The 25,594-nt window shown below is 68.5% G+C and carries 20 protein-coding genes; 15 read left to right on the top strand and 5 right to left on the bottom strand.

What is annotated here, in order from left to right:
- Positions 1-172: 172 nt before the first annotated feature.
- On the top strand, positions 173-5,269 hold the full coding sequence (locus tag ACFXP5_RS08245) for a metallophosphoesterase (protein WP_394544267.1): 5,097 nt from the start codon (positions 173-175) through the stop codon (positions 5,267-5,269).
- 93 nt (positions 5,270-5,362) lie between these two features.
- The gene (locus tag ACFXP5_RS08240; protein WP_394544266.1) at positions 5,363-5,632 is read left to right on the top strand and encodes a putative antibiotic biosynthesis monooxygenase; all 270 of its coding nucleotides are present in this window, start codon (positions 5,363-5,365) and stop codon (positions 5,630-5,632) included.
- On the opposite strand, the gene ACFXP5_RS08235 is transcribed toward ACFXP5_RS08240, so the two are convergent.
- Together ACFXP5_RS08235 and ACFXP5_RS08230 are read right to left on the bottom strand one after the other, a co-directional pair.
- Positions 5,604-7,016 (bottom strand): HNH endonuclease signature motif containing protein, encoded by a 1,413-nt coding sequence (locus ACFXP5_RS08235; protein WP_394544265.1) that lies wholly within the window; start codon positions 7,014-7,016, stop codon positions 5,604-5,606. The two genes, ACFXP5_RS08240 and ACFXP5_RS08235, sit on opposite strands and share 29 nt — an antisense overlap.
- Before the next feature lie 56 nt (positions 7,017-7,072).
- Positions 7,073-7,852 carry a glucose 1-dehydrogenase gene (locus ACFXP5_RS08230; protein WP_394527702.1) on the bottom strand — a complete coding sequence of 260 codons (780 nt, stop codon included), beginning with the start codon at positions 7,850-7,852 and terminating at the stop codon, positions 7,073-7,075.
- Positions 7,853-7,922: 70 nt separating this feature from the next.
- Here ACFXP5_RS08230 and ACFXP5_RS08225 point away from each other — a divergent pair, with 70 nt between their 5' ends.
- The 4 genes from ACFXP5_RS08225 to ACFXP5_RS08210 all read left to right on the top strand — a co-directional run bounded on the left by ACFXP5_RS08225 (position 7,923) and on the right by ACFXP5_RS08210 (position 12,689).
- Positions 7,923-8,507 carry a TetR/AcrR family transcriptional regulator gene (locus ACFXP5_RS08225; protein WP_394544264.1) on the top strand — a complete coding sequence of 195 codons (585 nt, stop codon included), beginning with the start codon at positions 7,923-7,925 and terminating at the stop codon, positions 8,505-8,507.
- A gap of 309 nt (positions 8,508-8,816) precedes the next feature.
- A complete protein-coding gene (locus tag ACFXP5_RS08220; protein WP_394544263.1) occupies positions 8,817-9,428 on the top strand; it encodes a TetR/AcrR family transcriptional regulator in 612 nt (203 codons plus the stop codon).
- A gap of 37 nt (positions 9,429-9,465) precedes the next feature.
- On the top strand, positions 9,466-11,769 hold the full coding sequence (locus tag ACFXP5_RS08215) for an FAD-binding protein (RefSeq protein ID WP_394544262.1): 2,304 nt from the start codon (positions 9,466-9,468) through the stop codon (positions 11,767-11,769).
- A gap of 35 nt (positions 11,770-11,804) precedes the next feature.
- Positions 11,805-12,689, top strand: a complete 885-nt coding sequence (locus ACFXP5_RS08210; protein WP_394544261.1) for an NmrA/HSCARG family protein — start codon at positions 11,805-11,807, stop codon at positions 12,687-12,689.
- A gap of 210 nt (positions 12,690-12,899) precedes the next feature.
- Here the strand turns inward: ACFXP5_RS08210 and ACFXP5_RS08205 are convergent, their stop codons facing one another.
- A complete protein-coding gene (locus ACFXP5_RS08205; RefSeq protein WP_394544260.1) occupies positions 12,900-13,571 on the bottom strand; it encodes a response regulator transcription factor in 672 nt (223 codons plus the stop codon).
- A 140-nt stretch (positions 13,572-13,711) separates the two neighbouring features.
- On the opposite strand from ACFXP5_RS08205, the gene ACFXP5_RS08200 reads away from it, so the two are divergent.
- A complete protein-coding gene (locus ACFXP5_RS08200; RefSeq protein WP_394527696.1) occupies positions 13,712-13,999 on the top strand; it encodes a GlsB/YeaQ/YmgE family stress response membrane protein in 288 nt (95 codons plus the stop codon).
- Between the two features lie 137 nt (positions 14,000-14,136).
- On the top strand, positions 14,137-14,709 hold the full coding sequence (locus ACFXP5_RS08195) for a GNAT family N-acetyltransferase (protein ID WP_394544259.1): 573 nt from the start codon (positions 14,137-14,139) through the stop codon (positions 14,707-14,709).
- A gap of 23 nt (positions 14,710-14,732) precedes the next feature.
- Here ACFXP5_RS08195 and ACFXP5_RS08190 read toward each other — a convergent pair whose 3' ends face one another.
- Entirely contained in the window at positions 14,733-15,857 is a 1,125-nt protein-coding gene (locus ACFXP5_RS08190) for a glycerate kinase (RefSeq protein ID WP_394544258.1), read from the bottom strand.
- Entirely contained in the window at positions 15,854-16,999 is a 1,146-nt protein-coding gene (locus ACFXP5_RS08185) for an ROK family transcriptional regulator (RefSeq protein ID WP_394544257.1), read from the bottom strand. The genes ACFXP5_RS08190 and ACFXP5_RS08185 overlap by 4 nt, the downstream gene beginning before the upstream one ends.
- A 121-nt stretch (positions 17,000-17,120) precedes the next feature.
- Between ACFXP5_RS08185 and ACFXP5_RS08180 the strand changes: the two genes are divergently transcribed.
- The 7 genes from ACFXP5_RS08180 to ACFXP5_RS08150 are packed head-to-tail and all read left to right on the top strand — an operon-like array spanning position 17,121 to position 25,593.
- Complete coding sequence (locus tag ACFXP5_RS08180; RefSeq protein ID WP_394527692.1) at positions 17,121-18,512, top strand: ABC transporter substrate-binding protein; 1,392 nt, start codon at positions 17,121-17,123, stop codon at positions 18,510-18,512.
- Complete coding sequence (locus ACFXP5_RS08175; protein WP_394527691.1) at positions 18,509-19,531, top strand: carbohydrate ABC transporter permease; 1,023 nt, start codon at positions 18,509-18,511, stop codon at positions 19,529-19,531. Before ACFXP5_RS08180 ends, ACFXP5_RS08175 begins: the two co-directional genes overlap by 4 nt.
- On the top strand, positions 19,528-20,442 hold the full coding sequence (locus ACFXP5_RS08170; protein WP_394544256.1) for a carbohydrate ABC transporter permease: 915 nt from the start codon (positions 19,528-19,530) through the stop codon (positions 20,440-20,442). The genes ACFXP5_RS08175 and ACFXP5_RS08170 overlap by 4 nt, the downstream gene beginning before the upstream one ends.
- Before the next feature lie 30 nt (positions 20,443-20,472).
- Positions 20,473-21,525 (top strand): zinc-dependent alcohol dehydrogenase, encoded by a 1,053-nt coding sequence (locus ACFXP5_RS08165; RefSeq protein WP_394544255.1) that lies wholly within the window; start codon positions 20,473-20,475, stop codon positions 21,523-21,525.
- Positions 21,522-22,616, top strand: a complete 1,095-nt coding sequence (locus ACFXP5_RS08160) for a Gfo/Idh/MocA family protein (protein ID WP_394544254.1) — start codon at positions 21,522-21,524, stop codon at positions 22,614-22,616. Before ACFXP5_RS08165 ends, ACFXP5_RS08160 begins: the two co-directional genes overlap by 4 nt.
- The gene (locus tag ACFXP5_RS08155) at positions 22,613-23,893 is read left to right on the top strand and encodes a glycoside hydrolase family 36 protein (RefSeq protein ID WP_394544253.1); all 1,281 of its coding nucleotides are present in this window, start codon (positions 22,613-22,615) and stop codon (positions 23,891-23,893) included. Before ACFXP5_RS08160 ends, ACFXP5_RS08155 begins: the two co-directional genes overlap by 4 nt.
- Entirely contained in the window at positions 23,890-25,593 is a 1,704-nt protein-coding gene (locus ACFXP5_RS08150) for an alpha-amylase family glycosyl hydrolase (protein ID WP_394544252.1), read from the top strand. The genes ACFXP5_RS08155 and ACFXP5_RS08150 overlap by 4 nt, the downstream gene beginning before the upstream one ends.
- Position 25,594 lies beyond the last annotated feature (1 nt).

The following is a 25,594-nucleotide window of genomic DNA, read 5'->3' as shown; positions in this document are numbered from 1 at the left end:
CTGAACGCCGAGCGGTTCGCTCACCGGAACACCTGTCCATGAGTAGCACATCGAGGTAACGGGCTCCTTCACCCGCTGTCCACCGGGGGCGCGTGCACGGTTCACCTACGGGTCGTGCGGCATTCGTACGGTAAGCGGGTTTGCTTCTCTCCCCCGGAAAGCTTGGTCGTTCGTGCACGTTCCCCGTTCCCTCCCCGCAGTCGGCATCGTCGTCGCACTGCTCTCCACTCTCGCTGTCGCCCCCGCGGCCGTCGCAGCCCCCGCCGCGGCACCGCCGGTTATCGTCACCGAGATCCTCGGCGACACGGTCGGTGTCGACACCTACGAATACTTCGAGGTGCGCAACACCACCGGCGCGTCCATCGACCTCGCGGCGCAGGGCTTCACCTTCGCGTACTCGAAGGTCGACTCGGCCGACCGCACCGGGGACACCCCGCTCGTTGCAGAGCCCCTGGTGCTGGCGGCGAATGAGACCGCCGTGCTGTGGGTGAGCTACACCACCACCTCCCTCGACTCCTTCGCGCACAGTGTGGACGAGTTCCGCGCCTACCACTCCGTTCCCGCCACGACCCAAGTGGTCCGAGTGACGGGACAGGCCGGTATCGCGAACGATGGCGAGAGGGCCATCCGCGTGCTGCAGAACAACGCGCTCGTGTCCTGGTCCTACGTGCCGAAGGGCGCGATGGGCGCCGATCTCGCCGCTCAGTTCCGCCTCCCCGCGGACGCCGCCGATCTCGGTCTCGACGTGCTCGCCACCGACGCGCCGCGCTCGCCGGGCGTCGTGGCCCCTGAGGCACTCGTTCGCCCGGTCGCCGAGCCCGAACCGCAGCCCGAACCCCAGCCCGGAGCGGCGAAGGACTGGCCGCTGATCGTGACCGAGATCGCGCCCGACAGCGTCGGCGATGACAACTTCGAGTATTTCGAGGTGCACAACCCCACGAGCGAGGCCATCGACCTCGCTGCCGACGGCTTCTCGTTCTCCTACATCTACGTCGACACCGACGACCGCGCGAAGGACATCGCTCTCACCGTCGCCGAGCCGACCACGATCGGCGCCGGCGAGACGGTCGTCTTCTGGGTGAGCTATGCCAGCGGCAAGGTGGATTCGTTCGCCAAGACCGTCGATGAATTCCGCGCGCAGTCCGCCACTCCCGCCGAGACCCGCGTCGTGCGCGTCACCGGACAGGCCGGAATGGCCAACACCGGACCGCGGGGCATCCGCGTGCTTCAGAACAACGCGATCGTCAGCTGGTCGACCTACGCCCGGACGGTCACCGCCGCCGGTCAGAGCGCGCACTTCCGCCTCCCGGGCGACGTCAACGACCGGGGCCTGGAGATCCTCGCCGAGCCGGCCGCGCCTTCACCGGGCGTCGTGGCACCGGAGGCGCTCGAGGGGCTCGCGTTCGACCCGCAGCCCGACCCCACGGTGGTCACGGCTCCGCTGCAGGTGACCGAGGTGCTGCCGGATTCGAAGATCAACCTGGGCGGCAGCGACGCCTTCGAGTTCATCGAGGTCTACAACGCCAACAGCACGCCGATCGACTTCTCGGACTACTCGATCAACTACCTGTACCCCGACACGAGCACCGCCACCCTGTGGCCCGCGGTGCCGGCGAACGTCGTGATCCCCGGTGGCGAGACGCTCGTCTTCTGGATCAAGAACGGTGGCAACGCCGCGCTCGGGGAGGCGGAATTCAACGCCGCCTTCGGCAGCTCGCTGACGATGGGGAAGAACCTCGTTGAGATCACCAGCGCCGGGATGGCGAACGGAAGTGCGCGCGGCGTCGAGGTCATCACCAACACCGGTCACTCCGTCAGCCGCTCGTACTACAACATGAACCTGCCGACCGATGATGTGCAGCCGGATCTGGGCATCCGCTACGTCGCCGGCGCAGAAGACCCCTCGTTGGCGGAGATCGTCGACCTGGCTCCCGCGACGCCCGGCGTCGTCCAGGAGGATCAGGTGCCCGCGGGTCTGCAGATCGTCCCGGCCGACACGATTGCGCCGACGATCACCGACCGCACGCCGGCGGCGATCGACCCTGCCGCCGACTTCCTCATCTCGTTCGCGATCGCCGACAACGTCGACGCGCGCACCGCCACCATGACGCTGCGCAACGATGTCGACGCGACCCCGCTCACCATCAACCTCACCGACAGCGGTGACGGTACCTACACCTACGAGGTACCGGCGGTCGATCTCATCGGCAAGAGCTGGTACGAGTACTCCGTCGTCGTCAGCGACGGCACCAACGACACCAGCCTCGCCACGACGCGCGTGGGGGTGACCGGGGTCGACACCTCCCCGGTGCGCCTGAACGTGACCGACGGCCAGTTCGTCTCCGGGTCCACGGACATCATCGCGGGAGGCGAGAACTACCCCTCGACGGTCGAGCTCTCCATCGGCGATGACACCGTCGACACGGCTCCGAGCCTCGAGCGTGCCCCGGTGTTCGCATTCCAGGTCTCGGGCGTCAACTTCTACTTCAAGAACGGCGTCCTCGTGGGTGACGGCCCGCGCGCCGAGCGCGACGTGCTGCGCATCTTCGACAACACGATCACCTCCTGGGAGACCCTGAGTACCGCGGTGCCGCTCGAGTACACCAAGCAGGGCGACGACCTCGTGGTCAGCGTCTGGGCGGGCACCAAGAAGGCTCCGGAGATCGACCTCGGCGAGAACAACGACGACTTCGACATCCGCACGCTTCGACTCGTGCTGCCCGATGGTCGCACCCTCACCCCCACGGGCTACGACGACCCTTCTCGGGTGCTTGGCATGGGTGACAGCGTCAACGCGTCCAACGGCTCCACGGGGAAGTACGACTACTTCGACGCGCGATTCACGCTGCCCGACGACGCGTTCTCCGCGGTCACCCACGTGTGGGACACCACCAAGACGCAGGACGGCCCGGTGCGGGTTCGCGCGATCGACGGCACGCAGACCGCGACGCGCACCGTCACGGTGGACAACACCGCGCCGGTGATCAGCTCGACGATTGTCGACGGAAGCGAGTATCAGGGTCAGATCGACATCAACGCGACAGTCGTCGACGCCGGGTCCGGTGTCGCCGACGGTTCGATGGTCGCGACCCTCGATGGCGCCGCGATCACGCTGCCCTACACGACCTCGTCGGTGACGCTGCCCGCCGGACAGCACGAGCTGTCGATCACGGCCACCGACAAGGTCGGCAACGTGGCCACGTCGAAGGCGGTCTTCACGACCTTCGAAGAGCAGCCGACCGGCACGATCCTCGCCCCCGCCGAGGGTGCTGAGGTGGAAGCCGGGAACGTCACCCTTCAGGCGCAGGTCACCGACCCCACCGACGACAAGCTGGACGTGTCGTTCCTCGAGGGCCGCCGGCTCGATCTCGCCGACGGTGAGGTGGCGACGAGCGCCGGCACGGTCAACGACGCGCTCGACGTTCAGCGCGACCAGCCCACGACGATCTCGAGCGAGCAGCTGCAGCAGCTGGCCGCCGTCGACGGGGTGAGCACGGACGTGTCATCCGACGAGGAGTTCCCCTACCAGGTCTTCGACCTGAACACCGGGGACATCACCCCCGGTTCCCAGGTGCGCGCCACGTGGTCGGGCCGCGCGAACGCCGACGCGACGGTGCTGCTGTACGCGATGCGCGCCGATGGTTCGGGCTGGGACGAAGTCACCCGTCACGTCGCGACCGCCGACGACGAGCAGTTCACCCTCACGGGCGTCATCGACGCGGCGACCTACGCGGTCGACGGCAAGGTGCGGATGCTGGTGCAGCACTCCGAGGGATTCGCGGGCGAGAATCTCAGCAACCGCGACACGGCTGTCACTCCGCACAACGCGGAGGATGTCGCCCGCTCGGACTACGACTTCACGTTCGGATGGGAGTCGGACACGCAGTACTACAACGAGAACACGATGCCCGGTGACCCGTTCAAGCACCAGAAGGCCATCCACTCGTACCTTCTCGATCAGCGTGACGAATTGAACCTGCAGTACCTGTTCCACACCGGCGACATCGTCGATGACTGGGATCAGGAGTACCAGTGGAAGGACAACGCCGACCCGCAGTACCAGCGTCTGGATGACGCCGACCTCCCGTACGGCGTGCTGGCCGGAAACCACGACGTAGGTCACGAGCTGGAGGATTACAGCGCTTACAGCACCTGGTTCGGTGAAGACCGGTTCGCGGACAACCCCTGGTACGGCGGCAGCTACGAGGACAACCGCGGTCACTACGACCTGATCTCGGCCGGCGGCATCGACTTCATCATGGTGTACCAGGGATGGGGCCCGGACGACGCGGAGATCGCGTGGATGAACGAGGTGCTCGCGCAGCACCCCGACCGCGTCGCGATCATCGCTCAGCACGAGTTCATCCTCACGACCGGCGGTCTGGGCGAGATCCCGCAGCGGATCCTCGACGAGGTCGTCGCCACGAACCCCAACGTCAAGATGGTGTTCTCCGGGCACTACCACGATGCGCTCACCCGCACCGATTCGTTCGATGACAACGGTGACGGGGTCAACGACAGGGACGTGTTCTCGCTGCTGTTCGACTACCAGGGACTGCCCGAGGGGGGCCTCGGCTACCTGCGGCTGCTGCACTTCGACAACGAGGGCGAGCGCATGATGGTGCGCACCTACTCGCCGTCGCTCGACGTGTACAACTCGGATGACCTCAACCTGCTCGCCGAGGGTGCCGACCCGTACGCGAACCAGGAGTTCGAGCTCACGTACGACCAGCTCGGCATCGAGCCCGGCGTTCGCACACTCGGTACCGATGCCTTCACCGCCGAGATCCTGACGACGAACGAGATCGCCGCGTTCCCGCAGGTGAACAGCCCCGCCGTCCTCACCGCCACGTGGCCGCTCGCCGAGCTAGGCGATCGCGGCTGGTATGTGAAGACGACCGACCCGTACGACGCGGTCGACTACTCGCCGGTCAGCATGTTCTCGGTGATCGCCGCCGCGGAGCCCGGAACGGGTGGGCCCGGATCCGGTGAGCCAGGAACGGGTGGGCCCGGTTCGGGTGGGCCCGGTTCAGGTGAGCCGGGGACCGGAACGCCGGGTGACCCCGGTTCGGATGTGCCCGGCACGGGCGACGACGGCGAAGGAGATCCGGATGCTGCCGGCCAGCCCGCGGGCGGAGCGGACAGCGATCTCGCGACCACGGGTGGTGAGTTCACCGCTGTCGTGCCCTGGGTGTTCGGGGCAGCCGGACTCACGCTGCTCGGGGCGCTCCTCGTGCTGATGCGCCGACGTCGGGCGCAGAACTCCTAGGTGCGAACAGCGGATGCGGCGGGCTCTCACGGGCACGCCGCATCCGCTTTTCGCGCGGCCCCCACCGACCGGTGGCTTCGCTACGTTGGGGGCATGCACACGCAACCGCATGCCGAGGGTGCGCCGCACCAGCCTCCCTCCGTGCACGTACGCGCGTTCCTGACCTGGCTCGTGATCTTCCCCGAAGTCACGTTGGTCAACGGGCTGCTGTCGCCGTCGGAGCCCCTGGGATCGATCGTCCTGAGGTCCCTCATCGTCACGCTGGCGGTCATCCCCCCGGCGGTCTACCTCTTCGTTCCCCTGCTGCTCAAGGCGTGGGTGCGTATCGCCGACGCTAGAACGGCGCGGGGTCGGGCTCGGTGACGTGACCGGTGGGGCTGGAGTACGTGAGCCGGCCCGTGTCGTCGTCGACCGAGATGTGCCAGAGCGAGCCGTGTTTCAAGCGATGGTGCGGTTCGCACTCGGGGGCGAGGTTGGTGTCTCTCGTCGTGCCCCCGAATTGCCAATCGATCACGTGATCCATGTCGCATTCCCGGGCCGGCCTCGAACATCCCGGGGTGATGCAGGTGGGATGCTGCGTGCCGAGCCATCGTCGGAGTGCCGCTGACACGCGATACGTCGTGCGATCCACGTCGAGCACGGTTCCGGTGATCGGGTGGGTGAGGATCCGCACCCACGAGGACGCCTCCCCGGCGAGGCGGCGCGCGGTATCCAGGTCGATGGGACCGTAGCCGTCGAGCGTGGCCGGTTCTTCGCTCTCGCCGAGCAGGCTCAGTACCGGGACGGTGATGGCGACCGAGGGCTTCGACCGCGAAGCCTTGCCGGCGTCCGACGCCTCGGTCGACCCCGTGGTGAGGAGGTCTGCGAAGGCGTCGGCGCGCAACTGTGCGAGGGTGCGGGTCTCGTCGCTCGCGTCGTGAAGGTGGCGCGCGATCGCATCCAATCGTCCCATCGCCGCGTGCGCGTCGGCCGCGGGGAGGATCGCGGTCAGGGTAGCCATGCCATCGAGCTCGGGCATGACCCAGACGCGGCGGTCCTCCGCCGCGCGGCGCGCGCGCACCTCGATCGACTCGCGGTGCACCCGCTCCCGGGCCGCACGCGCGGTGACGCGGAACTTGGCAGGGGTCAACACCGAGCCCACGGCCGTCACGGTGTCGTCGAACGCCGCCCACGCCTCGGGGCCATCATCGGGAAGGGAAGAGGCGAACTCCGCCGCGGTGGTCGCGTTGCGCTCGTCGACGTCGCCCGCCACGAATGTCGCCCACAGCCTCGGGCACCGCTGCCGCAGCGCATCAGCCACGTGGCCGCGCGTGCGCACGGTCATCTCCGACAGGCGTAACCGGATCGCGACGTCGGCGACCGCAGCGCGAACCGCGAACTCCCGCCGTTCGGCACGCACGGTCGCGGCCGAACGTCTCCGCGGGTCCACCCACGAAGGGTCGAGGGTCGGATCCTGTCCCACCCAGGGTTCGGGAACCTCGGCCGCGTCACGGAGTACCCCCGCGATGACGCCGTACTGCTCGGCGATACTCGCTCGAGCAGATCGGGTGATCGCTTCGAGACGGTCGACCGCGTGATCATGCTCGACACCGGAGGTCACCGACCACGGCAGGGCGGGATCACGGTGCGGTTCCGACCACTCGTCGATGGGCCCCTCAGCATCCGACTCGTGCAACAACAGCTGGGCCGCAATCCAGGCCTCGTCGATCACCCACTCGGGAGGTTGCATCGACGGGTCTTTCGCCATGACACCAGCGTAGGGAGGGCCTCCGACATCGCCCGGCGAGCCGGAGGCCCCTCCGCTCAGCGCTGGTAGTACTGCGCGTTGGTCTCGGCGATGCCCACCGGCGAGCCGGCCGACCAGCCGCCGTCGACCACGAATTCCGAGCCGGTGGAGTAGCTGGCGTCATCGGAGGCGATGAACAGCACCATCTTGCTCACTTCTTCGGGCTGAGCCATCCGCTGGATCGCGACCTTACCGATGACGACCTCTTCACCCAGGGGTCCGAGGATCGGAGTGCGGATGTAGCCCGGGTGCACGCTGTTCACGCGGATGTTGTCGCTCGCGACCTCCATCGCGACGGCCTTGGTGAAGCCGCGGACCGCGAACTTGCTGGTGGTGTAGTCCGAGCTGAACGGCGTGGCGACGAGCCCCGCGAACGACGAGATGTTGATGATCGACCCACCGCCGGCCTTCTTCATGGAAGGGATCGCGGCGCGGGTGCCGAGGAAGACGCCGTCCAGGTTGATGCTCAGGGTGCGCCGCCATCCGGCGAGCGTCGATGACTCCACCGGCGTGCCCGCTCCGCCGATTCCGGCGTTGTTGACCATCACGGACAAGGGGCCGAACTCTGCCTCGGCGAACTCGACGAACTCCGCCCACTGCGCCTCGTCGGCGACGTCGAGGTGGCGGTAGCGAGCACGATCGCCGAGCTCGTCGGCGAGCGCCTGGCCGGCCTCGTCGTTGACGTCGCCCAGCACGACGGATCCGCCTTCGGCGACGAAGGCGCGCGCGTGCGCTGCCCCCATTCCGCTGGCGCCGCCCGTGATCGCGATGGTCTTTCCGGTGAACCGCTCAGACATGTGCGTTCCTCTCTCGACCGCCCGCGGGTATGCATTTGGCAGTCTCTGCCAAAAGGGTACGCTCATCTCCATGCCCTCGACGCGATACGCCGATCAGAACCGGCTCGCGGTCTCAGGGCGCGTGACGCTCGCCTTCCTCTCGGAGGGGTACGCGACACCCGTGGCGCGCATCTGCGAACGGGCGGGAGTCGCGGAGCGCACGTTCTACCGGTACTTCCCGACGAAGGCCGAGGCCATCCGTCCGGTGCTCGAGCACGGCATCGACCTCGTCGCCGCAGAGTTGCGCGAGAACGAGGGAGGCGAACTCGAAGAGGTGCTCGTGGCCGCGTTCGCACGGTCGCTGTGGGGCGAGCGCGGGGTGACGACCGCGCGGCTCGTGCCGCTGATCCTCGCCGAGCCGGCTCTCTACGCGGTCTGGCTATCGACCATCCGTGCGTTCGAGGCGGCGCTGGGCCAGGCGATCCAGCCGTGGCTGCGGCGTCCGGTCAGCGACCTCGAGCGGCACGTGATCGCCGGGGTGCTGGTCACCGCGATGCGGATCTCCTTCGAGGAGAGCGCGGTCGAGGGAGCGGATGCTGTGAACGTCTACCGCTCTGCTCTGACGGCAGTGGATCTTCCCGCTCTGCTGTGGGGCAGGTCAGCGGGCAAAGAGTAGGGCCGGTCGGAGAGGCTTCCGGCCGGCCCTTGTCCCTTGCACCAAGAGTGTCCTGCAATCACATGTCGGTAGTTGTCACAGCAAAACAACTACCGTGCGATGACTCTATAACGGCGAGGTAACGAAAGGGAAGAGTTTCTCGTTATCTTTCTGTGATTCTTTCCAGGGGGAGGAAAGCGCCTGGTTTCCCGCGGGGAACGGTCGCTTCGAAGAGCTTCGTTCGGACATCGGAATCGCCGGAACAGGCCCGGAGTGAGCGCTGGCGAGCTGCCCGGCCACTCAGCCCATCCGCATACGATGAAGTCCAGAATGTCTCCCGATCAGCCGAAGAAGCTCCGCAGCGACGCCGCGGAGAATGCCGAGCGCGTGATGGCTGCAGCCATCCGTGCCGGCCTCGGTGTCGGCCGGAACGTCCCGCTCGCCCAGATCGCGGCGGAGGCCGGGGTGGGGATCGGCACGCTCTATCGTCGATACCCGAACAGGGCGGCGCTGTTGGAGGCGCTACAGCTCCGCGCTTACCGGCTTCTGCTCGCCGAAGCTGAGGACGCCCTCGCATCGGGCGCGTCGGGCGTCGATTCGATCGAGCGCTATCTGCGACAGTCCTTCCAGCACCGTGACCAGCTCGTCCTTCCGCTGCACGGTGTGCCCAACACGGAGGGCACCGAGTCCGCGCGCGTGCGAGATCAGCTCAAGGCGGTCATGGCCGCAATCATCGAGCGGGGGCACGCGGACGGCACGCTTCGCCCCGAGGTCACCGGCTGGACCGTCGTGCGGTTCGGTGCGATGTTGGCGCAGCCCATGACGAACGTGCCGGGATGGGCCGAGAGTGCGGCCGAGCAGCGGTCGGTGTTCATCCGCGGAATCACGACACCCGCGGGTCTCGCCGGGGACGACGAGACCGGTTCAGAACTCTCGAAATAACCGGACGAATTTCTCCGCTTAGGGATACTCTGTTCCTGTGCTCTTCGACGCAGGAACTGACGAATACGTATCCGCAACCCGGCCCGACAACTCGGCGACGACGCAGCGCCCGGCGCGCGTCGCCGTCATCGTGAGTCCGGCCGATATTTCGACATCGCTGGCGGAGGTCGCTGCCCTGTCGCGATCCACCGGGCGTGACCTCGGGGTGGTGGTGCAGGCCACCGGCCACGGTGCGGGTGCGCCCGTGGGAGAGAACGATGTGCTCTTCGACACGTCAGGCCTCAACGGGGTGTCGATCGACCCCGAATCGCGGGTGGCGACCGTGGGGGCGGGAGCCACGTGGGGCGCCGTCAACGCCGTTGCGGAGAAGCACGGACTGTTGGGTCTCGCCGGATCTTCGCCCACCGTCTCCGTGTCGGGGTACACCTTCGCCGGGGGAATCGGTTGGCTGGTGCGCCGCGATGGGCTCGCGAGCTCCTCCCTCCGCCGCGTGCACTACGTCGACGGTTCGGGCCGGCACCGCATCGCCGCAGACGATGCGGCCGAGCAGATCGACCGGGACGCGATATGGGCGTTCCGGGGAGCCGGCGGGGTGGGGATCGCTTCCGCTTTGGAATTCGATCTCGAACCGGTCAGCAATCTGCACGCTGGTCTGCTCTTGTGGCACGCGAGCGCCCTCCCCGAGCTTGTCAGCGCGTGGAAGCGTGGTCTGGAGTCGGTTGGTCAGAGTGTCGCTTCGAGCATCGCGGTGATCCACGTTCCGCCGGTGCCGCCGTTCCCCAAGGAGCTCCACGGGTCGGTCGCCATCCACCTTGCGATCGCTGACCCGGACGGCCCCGATGGGGCGGCTCCGCTCCTCGATGCCATGCGCGCCGCCGCGACTCCCGTGGTCGATGACTGGGGTCCGAAGGATGCGGCCGGACTGGCACGCATCCATCTCGATCCGCCGACCGCATCCCCAGCAGTAGGGGATGCCCGGTGGCTCGACAGTTCGACCCCTGACCTTGCTGAGCGGATCTTGACGGCCGCGGCTGCGAAGGATTCACCGCTGGTCATGGTCGAAATCCGGCACGTGGCCGGCGCACCGACGAGGCGAGAGGGCGCTGTCGTCTCTCCCCCCGGACCCTTCGTCTATCACGGAGTGGGCTCGATGGCGGTGGCGGACCGTCCCCGGATCGAGGCTGGCCTGGAGGCGCTGAGGACGACATGGCAGGACGCCGACACGGGGGTGGCGCCGGGGTCGTGGCTGGAAGGTGCGGCGGCGGCTCCCTCAGCGCTCCGCGACGATGTTCTGGAGCGCGCCCGCGTCATCGCCGACCGTGTCGACCCCGATCGTCTCATTCGCCGGTCACGGCTCCTCAGCGGTGGACAGACGTCGAATCAACGAGAGAAGAGGCCCGTTATGAAAGCAGTGCGTTTCCACGAGTTCGGTGGCCCCGAGGTTCTTCGGTACGAGGACGCGGACCAGCCCGTCGCCGGAGAGGGACAGGTGCTCATCCGCGTAGCCGGGTCGGCATTCAACCCGGCCGACTCCGGAATCAGGAGCGGCACACTCCCGTTCCCGGTCTCCTTGCCCCACGTGCCGGGGTATGACGTGTCCGGCACCATCGCCGCGCTGGGCACCGGCGTCACCGACTTCCAGGTCGGCGACGCCGTGGTCGGGTTCATTCCGATGGGCGCGGACGGGTCTGCGGCGCAGTACGTCGTCGCCCCGGCGGATGTGCTGGCCGTAGCGCCGTCCAGCATCGATCTCTCCGACGCAGCCGCGCTGCCGTCGGTCGCGCTCACCGCATGGCAGGCTCTCTTCGACCTCGCCGACCTCAAAGACGGTCAGCGGCTGCTGATCACGGGTGCCGGCGGATCCGTGGGCGGGTACGCCATCCAGCTCGCCAAGCGCGCCGGTGCCTACGTCATCGCCACCGCGAGCCCACGGAGCCGCGACAGCGTCACGGCGGCTGGAGCGGATGAGGTCATCGACCACACGAGCTCTGCTGTCCTGGACTCGGTCCACGAGCCTGTCGACGTGCTGCTGAACCTGGCACCGATCAGCCCCGAGGAGTTCGCCGGTCTCGTCGCGCTTGTCCGGGACGGCGGCATCGTCGTATCCACGACCGCTTGGATGACCACTCCTGGCGATGACACGCGCGGAGTGCGAACGGCAGGGGTTTTCGTCGAAGCGAAGGTCGATGAACTCTCCCAACTCGTCGCCCTGGTCGACAGCGGAGAACTCACCGTCAACGTTGCTCAGCGAGTCCCGCTGCGTGATCTTCGCGAGATCCACGAGAAGGCCGCCGCCGGTGAGCTCCACGGCAAAGTCGTGGCCTCCCCCGAGGCCGACTGATCGTTTCGAACGCACGAGAGGAAATCAAGAACGAGATGGCTTCCGACCAGCGACTCCCCATTGCCGTGATCGGCGCGACAGGACAGCAGGGCCGCAGCGTGATCGACGCCCTCCTCGAACAGGGCGTCCCCGTGCGGGCGGTGGTCCGCAACCCCGATTCTCCCCGGGCCCGCGCCCTTCGCGATGCCGGCGCGGAGGTGGTGACAGCAGACCAGGAGGATGAAGAGTCGCTCTCTGCGGCGCTCTCGAACGTCGCCGGCCTCTTCTTCATGACCACGTTCGACGGGCCGGACGGCACCGCAGGTGAGGTGCGTCGAGGACGCACGGTCGCCGAAGCGGCGGCTCGCGCGGGGGTTCCCCACGTCGTCTACTCCTCCGTCGGAGGTGCTGAGCGCAACACGGGGATTCCTCACTTCGACAGCAAGTTCGAAGTGGAGAAGCGTCTCACCGCGCTCGTGCCCGCCACCATCCTCCGACCCACGTTCTTCATGGAGAACCTCGCCGAGCAACTCGCCCCCGATGGCGAAGGGGAGATCGTCATCCGCATGCCCATGCCGGGAGATGTCCCCGTGCAGATGGTCGACGTCCGCGACATCGGCCGCGCCGCTGCCCGCCTTCTCATGGAGCCAGGAGCTCACGGGGACGCGATCGAGCTCGCCGGCGACGAGCCCACGCTCGATCGCGTCGCCGCGCAGGCTGCAGAGGCCTTCGGGTTACCCGCACGATTCGAGACCATCCCCCTCGAGTATCTCGGCGGCGACGAGGATCTGAAGGCGATGTTCCGGTGGTTCGCCGGGGGATCCGCGTATCAGGCGGATCTCTCTCGAAGCCGCGCGCTCGTCGAGGGGATCTCCGACCTTCCGACGTGGCTGATCACGCAGCGCGCACGTGTCCTGGCGGCGGGTACAGAGCAGGGGTGAGCGACGACGGCCTCGCGCTGCCGGTCGGGGGTCAGAACACGAGGTTGCTGATCACGCTGATGACCGTGACAGCGAGGCCGATGATCACCCAGATCCAGACCTTCTTGTACCACGGTCGAGTCGGCTGAGTGTTTTCCGGGTTTGTCATGATTCCAGTATGCCTCGATTCGGGAGTTAAGCGGACGAAATAGTCCGCTTAACTCCCGAGGCTCACGGCCCGCCCATCCAGTGGTCGATGCGGTGGGTGTCGGGGGTGAACCCGTGTCTGACGCCGTAGAGCACCGCTTGGGTGCGGCTGGTGGCGCCGATCTTCCGATAGACGGATCGGATGTAGGACTTCACCGTGTTCGGGCTGAGGTAGGTGAGGGCGGCGACTTCAGCGTTGCTCTTGCCCTGCGTGATGAGAGCGAGGATCTCCGACTCGCGATCGGTGATGCCCTCGAGTCGGCCCGGCCAATCGAGGCCGGGCGCACTCGGCGCACGGCGGCTCTGGTCGCTGAAGACGAGCTCACCCGCGTGCACTGCTTCGATCGCCGCGACCAGTTGCGGTGCCGTGAGGGTCTTCGACAGATAACCGTGCACGCCCTTCCCGCGGGCCGACTCGACCAGTTCGGGGTGGAAGTTCCACGTGTACATGACGACGCGTCGAGCTCTGGGGTTCGCGATCAGCTCGGAGATCTCATGGTGATCGGACTCCGGCTGGGCGAAGGAGTCGTACAGCACGACATCGACCGCATCGCTGACACCGCGGTTCGCATCGATCTCGGCGACCAGCACGCGATCCCGGTAATCGTCGAACAGATGCGCCAGACCCTTCAGCACCACGTCGTAGTCGTCGACGAGGGCAACGGTGATGGGCCGCGCGTTCGGAGCTGAGGGCATATTCGAGTTTTACACCCCCAGGGGTGTGTCGGCACACCCTGAAGGGTGGTGAAGTCAGGTGTTGTCGCGAATTGCGGCATCCCGCGCACCGAACGGTGCCGGCCCGATACGCCGCTCGGCGTCCACAAGAGGGAGCAACCATGCTCGGTCTCATCATCACCATCATCGTCGTCGGCCTCATCGCCGGATTCATCGCCCGCGCCGTGGTTCCCGGCAAGCAGAGCATGAGCATTCTCATGACCATCGTCCTGGGGATCGTCGGTTCGTTCGTCGGCGGATTCCTCGGCTTCCTGCTTTTCGGGCAGGACGCGGCCGACGGCTTCCTCCAGCCCGCAGGCATCATCGGCTCGATCATCGGTGCGATCATCGCCCTGGTCGTCTACGTCATGGTCAAGGGACGCGGCACCTCCGCACGTCGCCGCTCCTGATCGTCGTGGGTCGACGTGATCGTCGGCCCACCGCGCAGAACCAACGCGAGAACGCCCCGCGTCCGAACAGGACGCGGGGCATTGTCGTGTCTCCCCGAGCCTTGAGCACATGACGCGGTGCGATCACAATGGGCGCCATGGTGCTCACCACGCGCATGCTGACCGTCGACACCTGGGACGACTTCCACGGTCTCGTCGAGGCGAACAACGGGGTGTGGGGCGGATGCTGGTGCATGGGCTTTCATCCCGGAGGTTTCACCGGTTCGCGCGAGGGCAACCGGGACGCCAAACGCAAGCTGGTGGACGACGGTCGTGTGCGACAGGTCTTGGTCTACGAGGGCGGCGATCGGTGCGTCGGGTGGTGCCAGTTCGGAACCCCGCGAGAGCTTCCCAACGTCAAGAACACCCGCGCTTACGAGGCGGGAGCCGACGAACCTCCCGACTGGCGGATCGGCTGCATCTTCACCAACTCGAAGGACCGCGGCAAAGGCATAGCGGCGGCTGCGGTCGAGGCGGCGCTGGCGGAGATCGCCCGCGCGGGCGGAGGCGCGGTCGAGGCGTACCCCGAGCAGACGATCGATCGGCCCCCGCAACGGGGGGCTTACCTCCAGACCGGCCCGGAGGAGCTCTACGAACGCTTCGGATTCGTGCGCGTGCGCCGCATCGCGAAGTGGCGCTGGGTCATGCGGGCTGAGATCCCGGCGGGCTGAGCGGGCGCGCTCTCGCGCGGTGCTCAGCCGTGCCGTCGGGCGAGCGCCGCCCCCGCGGCGCGCAGCCATCGCGCGGGTTCGGCCATCGCCTCCTGCGCGGATCCCGCGAGCGTGGTCAGCGAGACCGTGGCGAGAAACGGCGAGGTTTCCGCTCCGGGCGCGATGCGTCCTGCGACGAGGGCGACGGGAGTGCCCGTCGCGGCTGCGACGCCGGCGACGAACCCCGGCACCTTCCCCGCAGCGGATTGCGCATCGAACGACCCCTCGCCGGTGACGACGATGGATGCTGTCGCCACAGCATCCGTCAATCCGATGAGGTCGGCGACCGCCGCCGCACCCGGGGCCAGCCGCGCGCCCCACGCCAGGAGCCCCAGCCCGGCGCCTCCCGCAGCACCCGAGCCGGGCGTGGCGGCGTCGATCCCGAGTACCTCGGCGAGGCGGGCGAGTCCCGCGTCGAGGGCCGCGATGTGGTGAGCGTCCGCCCCCTTCTGCGGGCCGAACACCGCGGCGGCGCCGCTCGGGCCGGTGAGCGGATTGGTCACGTCGGTCAGCACCGTCACCCCGTTGGCGGGGAGCGAAGCCACGCCCGACAGATCCACCGACCGCAGCTCGGCGAGTCCGCGCCCGCCGGCGGCGATCTCCTCACCGGCCGCGTCGAGGAACCGGGCTCCCAGGGCCCGCAGCAGGCCGACGCCGCCGTCGGTCGAGGCGCTGCTGCCGATACCGACGACCAGGCGAGAGACCCCGTGGGAAAGGGCTGCGGCGATCGCCTCCCCGAAGCCCCGGGTGTGAGCGTCGAGCGGCCGCAGGGGCTCATCGGGGCGGAGCAGTTCGATGCCCGACGTGCCGGCGAGTTCGACGACGGCGGTGCCCGCCGGGTCGTCGGGAGTGGCGGGGAGCAGGAGCCACGAAGCCTCGACCGGGCGATCGTCGGGTCCGACGACCCGGATCGGCATGCGCGTGGCTGACGGCACCGCCGTGGCGAAGGCCTCGAGGGTGCCCTCGCCGCCGTCCGCCATGGGGAGGGGACGGATGCTGTCGTCGCGGACAGATCGCCATCCCGCCGCGAGCGCGGCGACGGCGTCCTTCGCGGAGATCGACCCCTTGAATGAATCGAGCGCGATGACGACGGGTCGGGCGCTGGTCACCGGGCGACCGCCGCGTTCACGGCGGCTGCCGAATACTCCCGCTCCACCACGAGCGCCGTGAGCCCGACGATCGCGGCTCGCTCACCCAGAGTCGAGAGGCTGATCGTCAGGTGGCGCGTGGCGCGGGGGAGTGAGCGCGGGTAGAGGGTTTCGCGCACCCCGGCGAGCAGGGGGGCGGACGCCAATCGTCCACCCAGCACGACGTCGGAGGGGTTCAGCAGCGATACGACGGTCGCGACCACCTCGCCGATCACCCGGCCGGCGTCCTGGGTCAGGCGCGCGGCATCGGGGTCGCCGGCGGCGAGGTACGCGCCGACATCCGAACCGGACACCGCGTCCTTGCCCAGAGCGGTCAGCGCATGCGCGACGGCGCCCCCCGAGGCGACGGCGGCGAGGCAGCCGCGCGCCCCGCACTGGCACAGCTCGTCGTGACCGGTGAGTTTCACATGGCCGATGTCCCCCGCGCCGCCGTCGGTGCCGCGATACACCTGGCCGCCGAGCACGATGCCCGTCCCGATACCGGAGGACACCTTGATGAAGCACAGGGCGCGAGAGTCGGGGTGCGCTGCCTGCTGCTCGCCGAGCGCGGCAGCATCCGCATCATTGGCGACCAGCACCGGCACCCCGAGTGCGTCGGCGAGGTGGTCGACGATCGGATAGGCGTCCCAGCCCGGCATGATGGGCGGCTGACTCGGCCGCCCCGTTTCCGGATCCACCGGTCCGGGCACGCTGATGCCGATCCCGGCGACCCTCTCGATCGCGATGCCCTCCTTCTCGAGCAGGCGCTGCGAACTGGAGATGATCGCGGTGAGGGTGGCATGGGGGCCGTCTGCCACCGCGACCTCGATCCGCTCCTCCGCGGTGATGCGACCGGCGAGGTCGGTGATCGCGACGGTGGTGTGGGTCGTGTCCACGGTCGCAGCGATCACCGCGGCGTGGGCGGAGTTGAACGCGAGGTGGCGAGAGGGGCGGCCGCCCGTCACCCGGTCGGCTCCGGTCTCCACGATGAGTCCCGCCTCCAGCAGGGTGTCGATGCGCCCGTAGACCGTCATCCGGGACAGCCCAGTCATCTCGAGCACGTCTCCGCGCGTGAGGGCTCGACGCTCGCGGATGAGGTCGAGGACATCTCCCGGTCCCGGCATCGGACACCCCCCTGGTCATTATGCTTGACAGCTAGACATTACCAACCTAGCTTTTATACATATCCACTGGCCGCACTCGCGGCGACATCCGTTCTGCAATGTTCGCGCAAGGAGGCGCTCGGTGAAGATTAAGCCCACAGCACTGACGATGACGGCGGTGTGCGCGGCGGCCGTGCTCGCGCTCGCCGGCTGCACATCCTCCGGGGGTGATGACAGCAGCGACGAGGGCATCACCTTCTGGCTGCAGGAAGATCTCCCCGACCGCGTCGCCGCAACACAGGCGATCGTCGACTCCTTCACGACAGAGACCGGCATCCCGGTCGAAGTGGTGTCGGTGGCCGAAGACCAGTTCGCCCAGCTGATCACCTCATCCGCCGCGGCCGGCGATCTCCCCGACGTCATCGGCGGCATCTCCTTGCCGCAGGTGCGCACCCTGTCCGCCAACGAGCTCGTCGACGCGGATGCTGTCGGCGCGGTCATCGACAACCTCGACCCGTCGACCTTCTCCGAGCGGGCTCTCGAGCTCACCTCGGACGGTGACACGCACCTGGCCGTCCCGAGCGAGTCCTGGACTCAGATGCTGCTGTATCGCACCGACCTGTTCGAGGCCGCGGGCCTCGCTGCGCCCGACACGTACGAGGCCGTGCTCGAGGCGGCGGAGACGCTCAACTCCAGTGACGTGGCCGGTTTCGTGGGTGCGACCGCCCCCGGCGATGCCTTCACCGAGCAGACCTTCGAGCAGATCGCGCTCGGCAACGACTGCGAGCTGGTGAACGAGGCGGGTGACGTCGAGCTCGATTCCGACCAGTGCGTCGCCGCCTTCGAGTTCTACGGCGACCTGACCCAGAACTACTCCGTGCCGGGCGCCCAGGACGTGGACTCCACCCGCGCGACCTACTTCGCCGGAGATGCCGCGATGGTCATCTGGTCGAGCTTCATCCTCGATGAGCTCGCCGGTCTGCGCGAGGACGCCAAGCCCTCCTGCGCAGAATGCGCCGCAGATCCCGCGTTCCTCGCGAACAACACGGGTGTCGTGACCGCCATCGAAGGACCCGACGCCGACGGTCCCGCCCAGTTCGGCGAGATCACGTCGTGGACGATCACCGACGGAGCCAACGCCGACGCTTCGCAAGCGTTCATCGAATACATGATGGGCACCGGTTACGAGGATTGGATCGGGATCGCTCCGGAGGGGAAGGTGCCGGTTCGAACGGGCACGCCCGACGAGCCGACGCTGTACTCCGACGCGTGGGCGACGCTTCCCGCTGGAGTGGACACCAAGGCGCCGCTGTCGGACTTCTACGCTCCCGAGGTCCTCGAAGCGGTGGCGGCCGGACCTCAGGACATCGCCCGCTGGGGTATCACGCAGGGTCAGGGCAATCTGCTCGGCGCCCTCCAGGGGGAGTTGCCCGTCTCCACGGCCGTGAACGACGTGTCGCAGGGCGGCGACCCCGCTGCCGCGGCAGCCACGGCCGCCGAGACCGTGAAATCGGTCGCGGAGTCTCTCGAATGACGCAACTCGCAGGGGGGACGGGCCTCACGGGCCCGGCCCCCGCTGCGGGCGGCCCGCAGGTTCCGAAGCCGCGGAAAGGACGCTCCCGCTCGCGTAAGACTCGGGAGGAGAACCGTTCGGGTCTGCTGCTGATCGCCCCGACCCTCATCATCATCACGGTCGCGGTCGTCATCCCGATCCTCTGGGCGGTCTCGCTCGCCTTCCAGGACGTGCGCCTCATCAACATCCGAGGCACGGGCTTCTTCGGCGAGTACACGCTCGACAACTTCGTCGACGTGATCACCTCACCCGGCTTCTTCAGCGCGCTGTGGACGACACTGGTCTACTCGGTGTGCGGCACGGCCCTCGCGATCGGCATCGGTCTGATCGCAGCCCTCGCGTTGCGCACCCCCTTCCGCGGGCGCAGCCTCATTCGGGCCGCGCTCCTCCTTCCGTACGTGGCGCCCGTGGTGGCGGCGACCTTCGTCTGGTCGACGATGCTCAATCCGCAGTTCGGGCTCGTCAACTGGTTCGGCACCACCGTCCTCGGCTGGGACGACCCCATCGCGTTCCTCTCCCAGCGCTCCCTCCCGGTGTCGATCTTCGGGTGGGAGATCGAGCTGCCGATCGCGCTCATCACCGTGATCTTCTTCGAGGCGTGGCGTTCGTTCCCGTTCGCGTTCCTCTTCCTCACCGCCCGTCTCGCCGCCGTCCCCGAGGTGCTCGACGAGGCGGCGCGCATCGACGGGGCCACTCCCACGCAGCGCTTCCGCCACATCCTGCTGCCGCAACTCATCCCCACGATCGCCGTGCTCTGCGTGCTGCGCTTCATCTGGACGTTCAACAACTTCGACGACATCTATCTGCTCACCGGCGGAGGTGCCGGCACCGAGGTCGTGTCGGTGCGCGTCTTCGACTACCTCACCGCGCGCGGCGATATCGGGGCGGCTGCTGCGCAGGCGCTGGTGCTCGCTGCGATCCTGGCCGTCCTCGTGACGGTCTACCTGAAGCTGTTCGGCCGAGAGGAGGAGGTGTCATGACCACCACGACCCTGCGGGAGCGGCCCGCGTCAGCGCGACGGGGCATCAGTCGCGACCGGTTCGAGATCGCCCTGTTCCGCATCCTCCGTCCCGTTGTCATCGTGGTGCTGCTGTTCATCGCGGTGTTCCCCTTCTATTACATGTTCCTGCTCAGTTTCCGGAGCCTCGACTCCCTGCTGCAGAACCCGGGCGCGCTGTGGATCTCGCTGGAGGAGTTCGACCTCTCCACCTACGCCAACGTCCTCGCCCCGGTGTCCGATGGTGGTCAGGGCTTCATCGTCTTCATGCGCAACTCGCTGCTCGTCGCACTCGGCACGGTCGTGCTGACGCTGCTCGTGGCGATCCCCGGGTCGTACGCGGTGAGCAGGCTCAAGTTCTTCGGGCAACGCCAGGTTTCGGCGCTCTTCCTCGCGGTGTATTTCTTCCCCGCGATCCTGCTCGCCGTTCCGCTGTTCGTCTTCTTCACCCAGATCGGCCTGCGCGGCTCGCTCGTGGGGCTCCTGATCGTCTACGTGTCGCAGGTCGCGGCCGTCTCGATCTATACGCTCCGCAACTACTTCGCGACGATCCCGGTGTCCCTCGAAGAGGCGGCGGCGATCGACGGGTGCACCCGGTTGCAGATCATGCGGCGGGTGAGCCTGCCGCTCGCGATGCCGGCCATCGTCTCGAACGGGCTCTTCATCTTCATGATCGCCTGGAACGAGTTCCTGTTCGCTCTGCTCTTCCTCGTCGAGCGGCGCGACTCGTGGACCGTGTCGCTGGGGCTGTCCCAGCTCTCGGGGAGCATCGAGGTGCCCACGACCGTGCTCATGGCCGGCTCCGTCATCCTGACCCTGCCGATCATCATCCTGTTCTTCGCCTCCGAGCGTCTGCTCACCGGCGGTCTGACCGCCGGTGCCGAAAAGGGCTGACCGCCGTACCCGGAAGGAGGGCGCCCCGTCGTGCCCCAGATCGTGCAATTCACCGCCCCCGGCGAGGTCGAGCTCGTCGAGATCCCGGCCGTCGAGCTGACTCCGGGAACGGTTCGGATCGCTACCTGGTTCTCCGGCATCTCGGCAGGCACCGAGCTCACCGCTTACCGAGGAACGAACCCGTATCTGACCTCCACCTGGGACGCCGAGCGCCGGTTGTTCGTTCCCGGCGAGCCGAGCTTCGGCTACCCCGTTCAAGGCTGGGGGTACTCCGAGGTCGGCCAGATCGTCGAGTTGGGCGAGGGCGTCACCGAGGTGCAGGTCGGAGATGTCGTCCATGGGATCTGGGGTCATCGCAGTGACGCCGTCCTTCCCGTCGCGGCGGTGTCGCGACGGGTGCTGCCGCCGACGGCTGACCCGGTGCTGGGCACCTTCGCGCGCGTCGGGTCCATCGCGCTGAACGCGGTCCTGGCGGCCGACGTGCGGCTGGGGGAGCGGGTAGCGATCTTCGGGCAGGGGGTCATCGGCCTGCTGGCGACCCGACTCGCGACGCTGTCCGGGGGCAGCGTGTTCGCGGTCGACACCCTGCAGACCCGGCTCGACACCGCTCGGAGGTTCGGTGCCGCCGAGGCCATCGACGCCCTGCGTCCGGGGGGTGCCGGCGCCGCGATCCGCGCGCTCACGGGTGGGGGAGCCGACAGCGCGATCGAACTCTCCGGCACCGACCGTGCTCTTCACGAAGCCATCCGATCGGTCGTCGTCGAGGGTGTCGTCGCCGCATCGGGGTTCTACCAGGGGGGCGCCTCGAATCTGAGACTCGGTGAGGAGTTCCACCACAACCGGGTGCGTGTGGTCGCCAGCCAGATCTCCGGTGTGCCGGTCGCGCTCGGCGGACGGTGGGATCAGCCGCGGCTGGTCAGCACCGTGATGGACCAGATCCTCTCCGGCGCCGTCGATGCCGGGGCGCTCGTCACCGACGTCGTCGCCGCAGCCGACGTGTCGGAGATCTTCACGCGCCTCGATGCCGGCGACCCCGACATCATCCAGGCGGTCCTCCGTTTCGAAGCGGCGCCCGAACGATGACGCGCGGCCACCGCGACGTCCGCCCGCAGATCCCGGAGAACGCCCCCGGTGTCGGGCTGATCGGGGCCGGGGCCATCGCCCGCTCCGCGCATCTCCCCGCCTACGCAGCGTGGCAGATCCCCGTCGTGGCGGTCGCTTCGCGAACGCCCGCGAGCGCACACCGTCTGGCTCGCGACTTCGACATCCCGGCCGTCTACGAGTCCGTCGCCGAACTGCTCGGCGACCCCCGCGTCGCGGTCGTCGACATCGCGACCTCACCGGAGGGGCGACTCGATCTGATCGAGGCGGCGATCGCAGCCGGCAAGCACGTACTGGTGCAGAAGCCCCTCCTGGCGGATGCTGCAGAGCTCCCGCGCCTGGAGAGTCTCCTCGAGACCGCCCGCGAACGCGGACTCCGGGTCGCGGTCAACCAGAACGCCCGGTGGGCGCCCGCCTGGCGCCTGGCCACCCTCCTCGTCCGGGAGGGTGCGATCGGCGAGGTCGTCGGGGTGACCCATCTCCTCGACAAACCGCTGCCGCCCCTCGTCGGCACCCCCTTCGATGCGATCCCGCACATGCTGATCGCCGACTACCTCGTGCACTGGATCGACATCAGCCGCTGCTGGCTCGAGGGGAGCGCGGTCACCTCGGTCACCGCCTCGGACGGGAGGGTGCCCCAGCAGCCGGTCGAGGCCCGCAACCCGTGGCAGGCGGACGTCGCGTTCCGCACCGCCGATGGCGCGTCGGCCGCGATCCGCATCGTCGGAGACGCGCGCACCCGCACCGGCGGATGCCCCTTCTGGATCCACGGCACGACGGGCACCATCCGGGGGAGCGTGCTGCTCGGCAGTGATGCGCTCGAGTGGGAGCACGACGGCGAGACCACCCGCTTCGCCCTCGACGGCGAGTGGTTCCCCGATGGCTTCGCCGGCGCCATGGGCGAGCTCCTGACGGCGATCGCGGACGAGCGCGAGCCGGAGAACTCCGCCGAGCACGTCCTCGCGACCGTTCGCCTCGGTCTCGCCGCGGTGACCTCGGCAGCATCCGGCGGCGTGCCGGTGCGACCGACGGGCCTCGACCTGGCCGCCTCTTCGCGTCGGGAGTTCGCATGATCGTCATCGACGAGGTACCCGTCGCCGCCTCCGCACGCATCTATGCAGAGGGCTGGCAGAGTTGGAGCCCCACGACCTGGTACCGGCGCGGAGACGCCGCCCACCGTCCGCAGGAGCGGTGGCAGCACCTCATGCGCTTCCGACCGGGCACGGAGCTCCCGGACGAGGGTGTCCAGGGCGAAGGTCTCCTGGTGATCGATCCGGGCGACGGCGCCCCGGTGCGCACCTACGCGGCGCTCCACGCCGCCAGCGAGGTGCCGTCCATCACGGCGCACTGGCTCGAGGACCGTGTCGTGGTGCGGGCGAGCGGACCCGTCGAAACGACCGAGACGGATGCTTCCGGCGAGCGCGCCCTCGAGCTCTTCGGCGACCGCTTCGCCGCAGCAGCGGGTGTCAGAGCTGTCGCGGCCGTCCCGCGCGTCTGGTGCACCTGGTATCAGTACTTCGAAGAGGTGACGGCGGCCGACGTCTGGGAGAACCTGCGCGAGATCGAGCAACGCGAGCTGCCGGTCGACGTGATCCAGGTCGACGACGGGTGGAGCCTGGGCACCGGAGAGTGGAACCGGCCGAATCCCCGGTTCGGCTCGCTCCCCGACGTGGTGGCCGCGATCCACGACAGCGGTCGGCGCGCGGGCATCTGGCTCGCCCCGTTCTGCGTCGGAGCCGGTTCCGATGTCGCTCAGCGACACCCGGAATGGCTCACCGGCCCGGCCGGGTTCAACTGGGGCGACGACCTCGTCGGGCTCGACCTCACGCACCCGGGGGTGCGCGACTACCTCGTCGATGTCTTCGGCGGTCTTCAGGGCCTCGGCGTGGATTACCTGAAGCTCGATTTCCTCTACTCGGGCGCGGTCGACGCTGGGCGCTTCCTGCCGGACGCGACGCCGATCGAGGCCTATCGTTCGGGGCTGCAGCTGATCCGGGACATGATGGGCCCTGAAGCGTTCCTCCTCGGCTGCGGCGCCCCGATCCTGCCCAGTGTCGGGCTCGTCGACGCGATGCGCGTCGCCTCCGACACCTTCCATGAGGGGGGTGAAGACGGCTCGCAAGGGCTCCGCGGACGGATGTCGCTCGAAGCGCGCGCGTGGCAGAACGGGCGGCTCTGGATGACCGACCCCGATTGTCTCGTCGCGCGTCCCGAGTTCGCGCTCCGCGAGGAATGGGCCGACGTGGTGCTGCGCGCCCCCGGGGTGCGCGGGTTCTCGGACCGGATCGCGGCACTCGATGACCGCGGGTGGGAACTCGTCCGGCAGCTTCTGGAAGGACCGCGCCGATGAGCGGGACAGACGACCTGCGCCACCGCCTCGAGCCGCTCGTGCAGGAGCTCTACCCGGCGAACCCGGGGGAGGTGTTGGACGGACTCCTCGCCCTCGCACGCACGTGGGCGCCGACCCTCGCCGACGCCGCGCGAAGCCGGCCCGACGAAGGCACCGCCTACCTCATCACCTACGGTGACGCCTTCCGGAGAGCGGGCGAGACTCCGCTGCACACGCTCGCCGACGTCTTGCGCACCCACGTGCGCGATGCCGTCACCGACGTTCACCTGCTGCCGATCAACCCCTGGACCTCCGATGACGGGTTCGGTGTCATCGACCACCGGGAGGTGAACCCCGAGCTCGGCTCGTGGGACGACATCGCCGACCTCCGCACCGATCACGCCCTCGCCCTCGACTTCGTGGCCAACCACGTGTCCGGTTCGAGCCCGTGGTTCCTCGCCTGGCTCGCGCGGGATCCGCGCTACGCCGGGTATTTCCTCGAACCCGGTGACGACTTCGACACCGCGTCCGTCGTCCGCCCGCGAACGAGCCCCCTCGTCCACGAGTACCGCCGACCCGACGGCACCGTCGCCCGCGCGTGGACCACCTTCGGACCCGACCAGATCGACGTCGACCCCCGGACGCCGGCCGTCCTGCTCGATCTCACGGACGTCCTGCTCGGCTACGTCGCCCGCGGCGCCCGTACGGTGCGCCTCGATGCGATCGGGTACCTCTGGAAAGAGTCGGGCACGACCTCGATCCACCTGCCCCAGACGCATGCCGTCGTGCGCATCTGGCGAGCACTTCTCGACGCGCTCGCACCGGGAACACTCCTGCTGACGGAGACCAACGTCCCCCACGCCGACAACATCACCTACTTCGGCAACGGCTCCGATGAGGCGAACATGGTCTACCAATTCGCTCTGCCCCCGCTCGTCCTGCACGCGTTCGTCACCGGGCGCGCCACGGCGCTCTCCGCCTGGGCCGACGGGATCGGGCCGGTCAGCGAGACGGCGACCTGGTTCAACTTCCTGGCCAGCCACGACGGCATCGGTATCCGCCCGACCGAGGGGCTGCTCACCGACGACGACCGCGCCCTGCTGGTCGAGCGCACCGTCGCCCGGGGTGGCCGCGTGTCGATGGCGCGGCGTGCCGACGGCACCGAAGGCGTCTACGAGCTGAACACGAACTACCTCGACGCGCTGGTCGACCCGGAGGACGACGATCCGGATGCTTCGGCTGTGACCCGCGGTCTCGCGGCGCACGCCATCCTGCTGTCGGTGATCGGCGTGCCGGCCGTCTACTACCACTCGCTTCTCGGCTCCGGGCAGGACCGGGAGGGGATGGAGCAGTCCGACATCGCGCGACGGATCAACCGCGCGGTGCTCGACGCCGACCTCCTCGCCGAGGAACTCTCCGCCTCGCCGCGCCGTTCCGGCATGCTCGGAGGCCTCCGCCATCTGCTCGAGACAAGACGCACGCTGCCCGCTCTCTCGCCCTTCGCCGCCCAGTCGATCGAGCACCTCGATGAGCGGGTCTTCGCCGTCCGGCGCGCACCGGGCACCGCCGACGAACTGCTGGCGGTCGTCAACGTCAGCGGCGACGAGGTGGCGCTTCCCGGCCTTCGCGGCACCGACGTGGTGACGGGCCGATCAATGGAGCAGGTCCTGCTGGCTCCGTTCGGTTACGTCTGGCTGCGTGTCGAACCCTCGACGCCCTGAC

The organism is Microbacterium hanjuni (genome assembly GCF_043556395.1).
In the GTDB taxonomy this organism is placed as follows: Bacteria; Actinomycetota; Actinomycetes; order Actinomycetales; family Microbacteriaceae; genus Microbacterium.
The sequence above is the reverse complement of the archived record's forward strand: the minus strand, read 5'-3'. Positions and strand labels throughout refer to the sequence as shown.

Excerpts from the sequence above, each read along its gene's own strand:
- ACFXP5_RS08240 (WP_394544266.1), top strand. The coding sequence starts at position 5,363 with ATGCACACGCAACCGCATGCCGAGGGTGCGCCGCACCAGCCTCCCTCC.
- ACFXP5_RS08235 (WP_394544265.1), bottom strand. The coding sequence starts at position 7,016 with ATGGCGAAAGACCCGTCGATGCAACCTCCCGAGTGGGTGATCGACGAG.
- ACFXP5_RS08230 (WP_394527702.1), bottom strand. The coding sequence starts at position 7,852 with ATGTCTGAGCGGTTCACCGGAAAGACCATCGCGATCACGGGCGGCGCC.
- ACFXP5_RS08225 (WP_394544264.1), top strand. The coding sequence starts at position 7,923 with ATGCCCTCGACGCGATACGCCGATCAGAACCGGCTCGCGGTCTCAGGG.
- ACFXP5_RS08220 (WP_394544263.1), top strand. The coding sequence starts at position 8,817 with ATGTCTCCCGATCAGCCGAAGAAGCTCCGCAGCGACGCCGCGGAGAAT.
- ACFXP5_RS08210 (WP_394544261.1), top strand. The coding sequence starts at position 11,805 with ATGGCTTCCGACCAGCGACTCCCCATTGCCGTGATCGGCGCGACAGGA.
- ACFXP5_RS08205 (WP_394544260.1), bottom strand. The coding sequence starts at position 13,571 with ATGCCCTCAGCTCCGAACGCGCGGCCCATCACCGTTGCCCTCGTCGAC.
- ACFXP5_RS08200 (WP_394527696.1), top strand. The coding sequence starts at position 13,712 with ATGCTCGGTCTCATCATCACCATCATCGTCGTCGGCCTCATCGCCGGA.
- ACFXP5_RS08195 (WP_394544259.1), top strand. The coding sequence starts at position 14,137 with ATGGTGCTCACCACGCGCATGCTGACCGTCGACACCTGGGACGACTTC.
- ACFXP5_RS08185 (WP_394544257.1), bottom strand. The coding sequence starts at position 16,999 with ATGCCGGGACCGGGAGATGTCCTCGACCTCATCCGCGAGCGTCGAGCC.
- ACFXP5_RS08175 (WP_394527691.1), top strand. The coding sequence starts at position 18,509 with ATGACGCAACTCGCAGGGGGGACGGGCCTCACGGGCCCGGCCCCCGCT.
- ACFXP5_RS08170 (WP_394544256.1), top strand. The coding sequence starts at position 19,528 with ATGACCACCACGACCCTGCGGGAGCGGCCCGCGTCAGCGCGACGGGGC.
- ACFXP5_RS08160 (WP_394544254.1), top strand. The coding sequence starts at position 21,522 with ATGACGCGCGGCCACCGCGACGTCCGCCCGCAGATCCCGGAGAACGCC.
- ACFXP5_RS08155 (WP_394544253.1), top strand. The coding sequence starts at position 22,613 with ATGATCGTCATCGACGAGGTACCCGTCGCCGCCTCCGCACGCATCTAT.
- ACFXP5_RS08150 (WP_394544252.1), top strand. The coding sequence starts at position 23,890 with ATGAGCGGGACAGACGACCTGCGCCACCGCCTCGAGCCGCTCGTGCAG.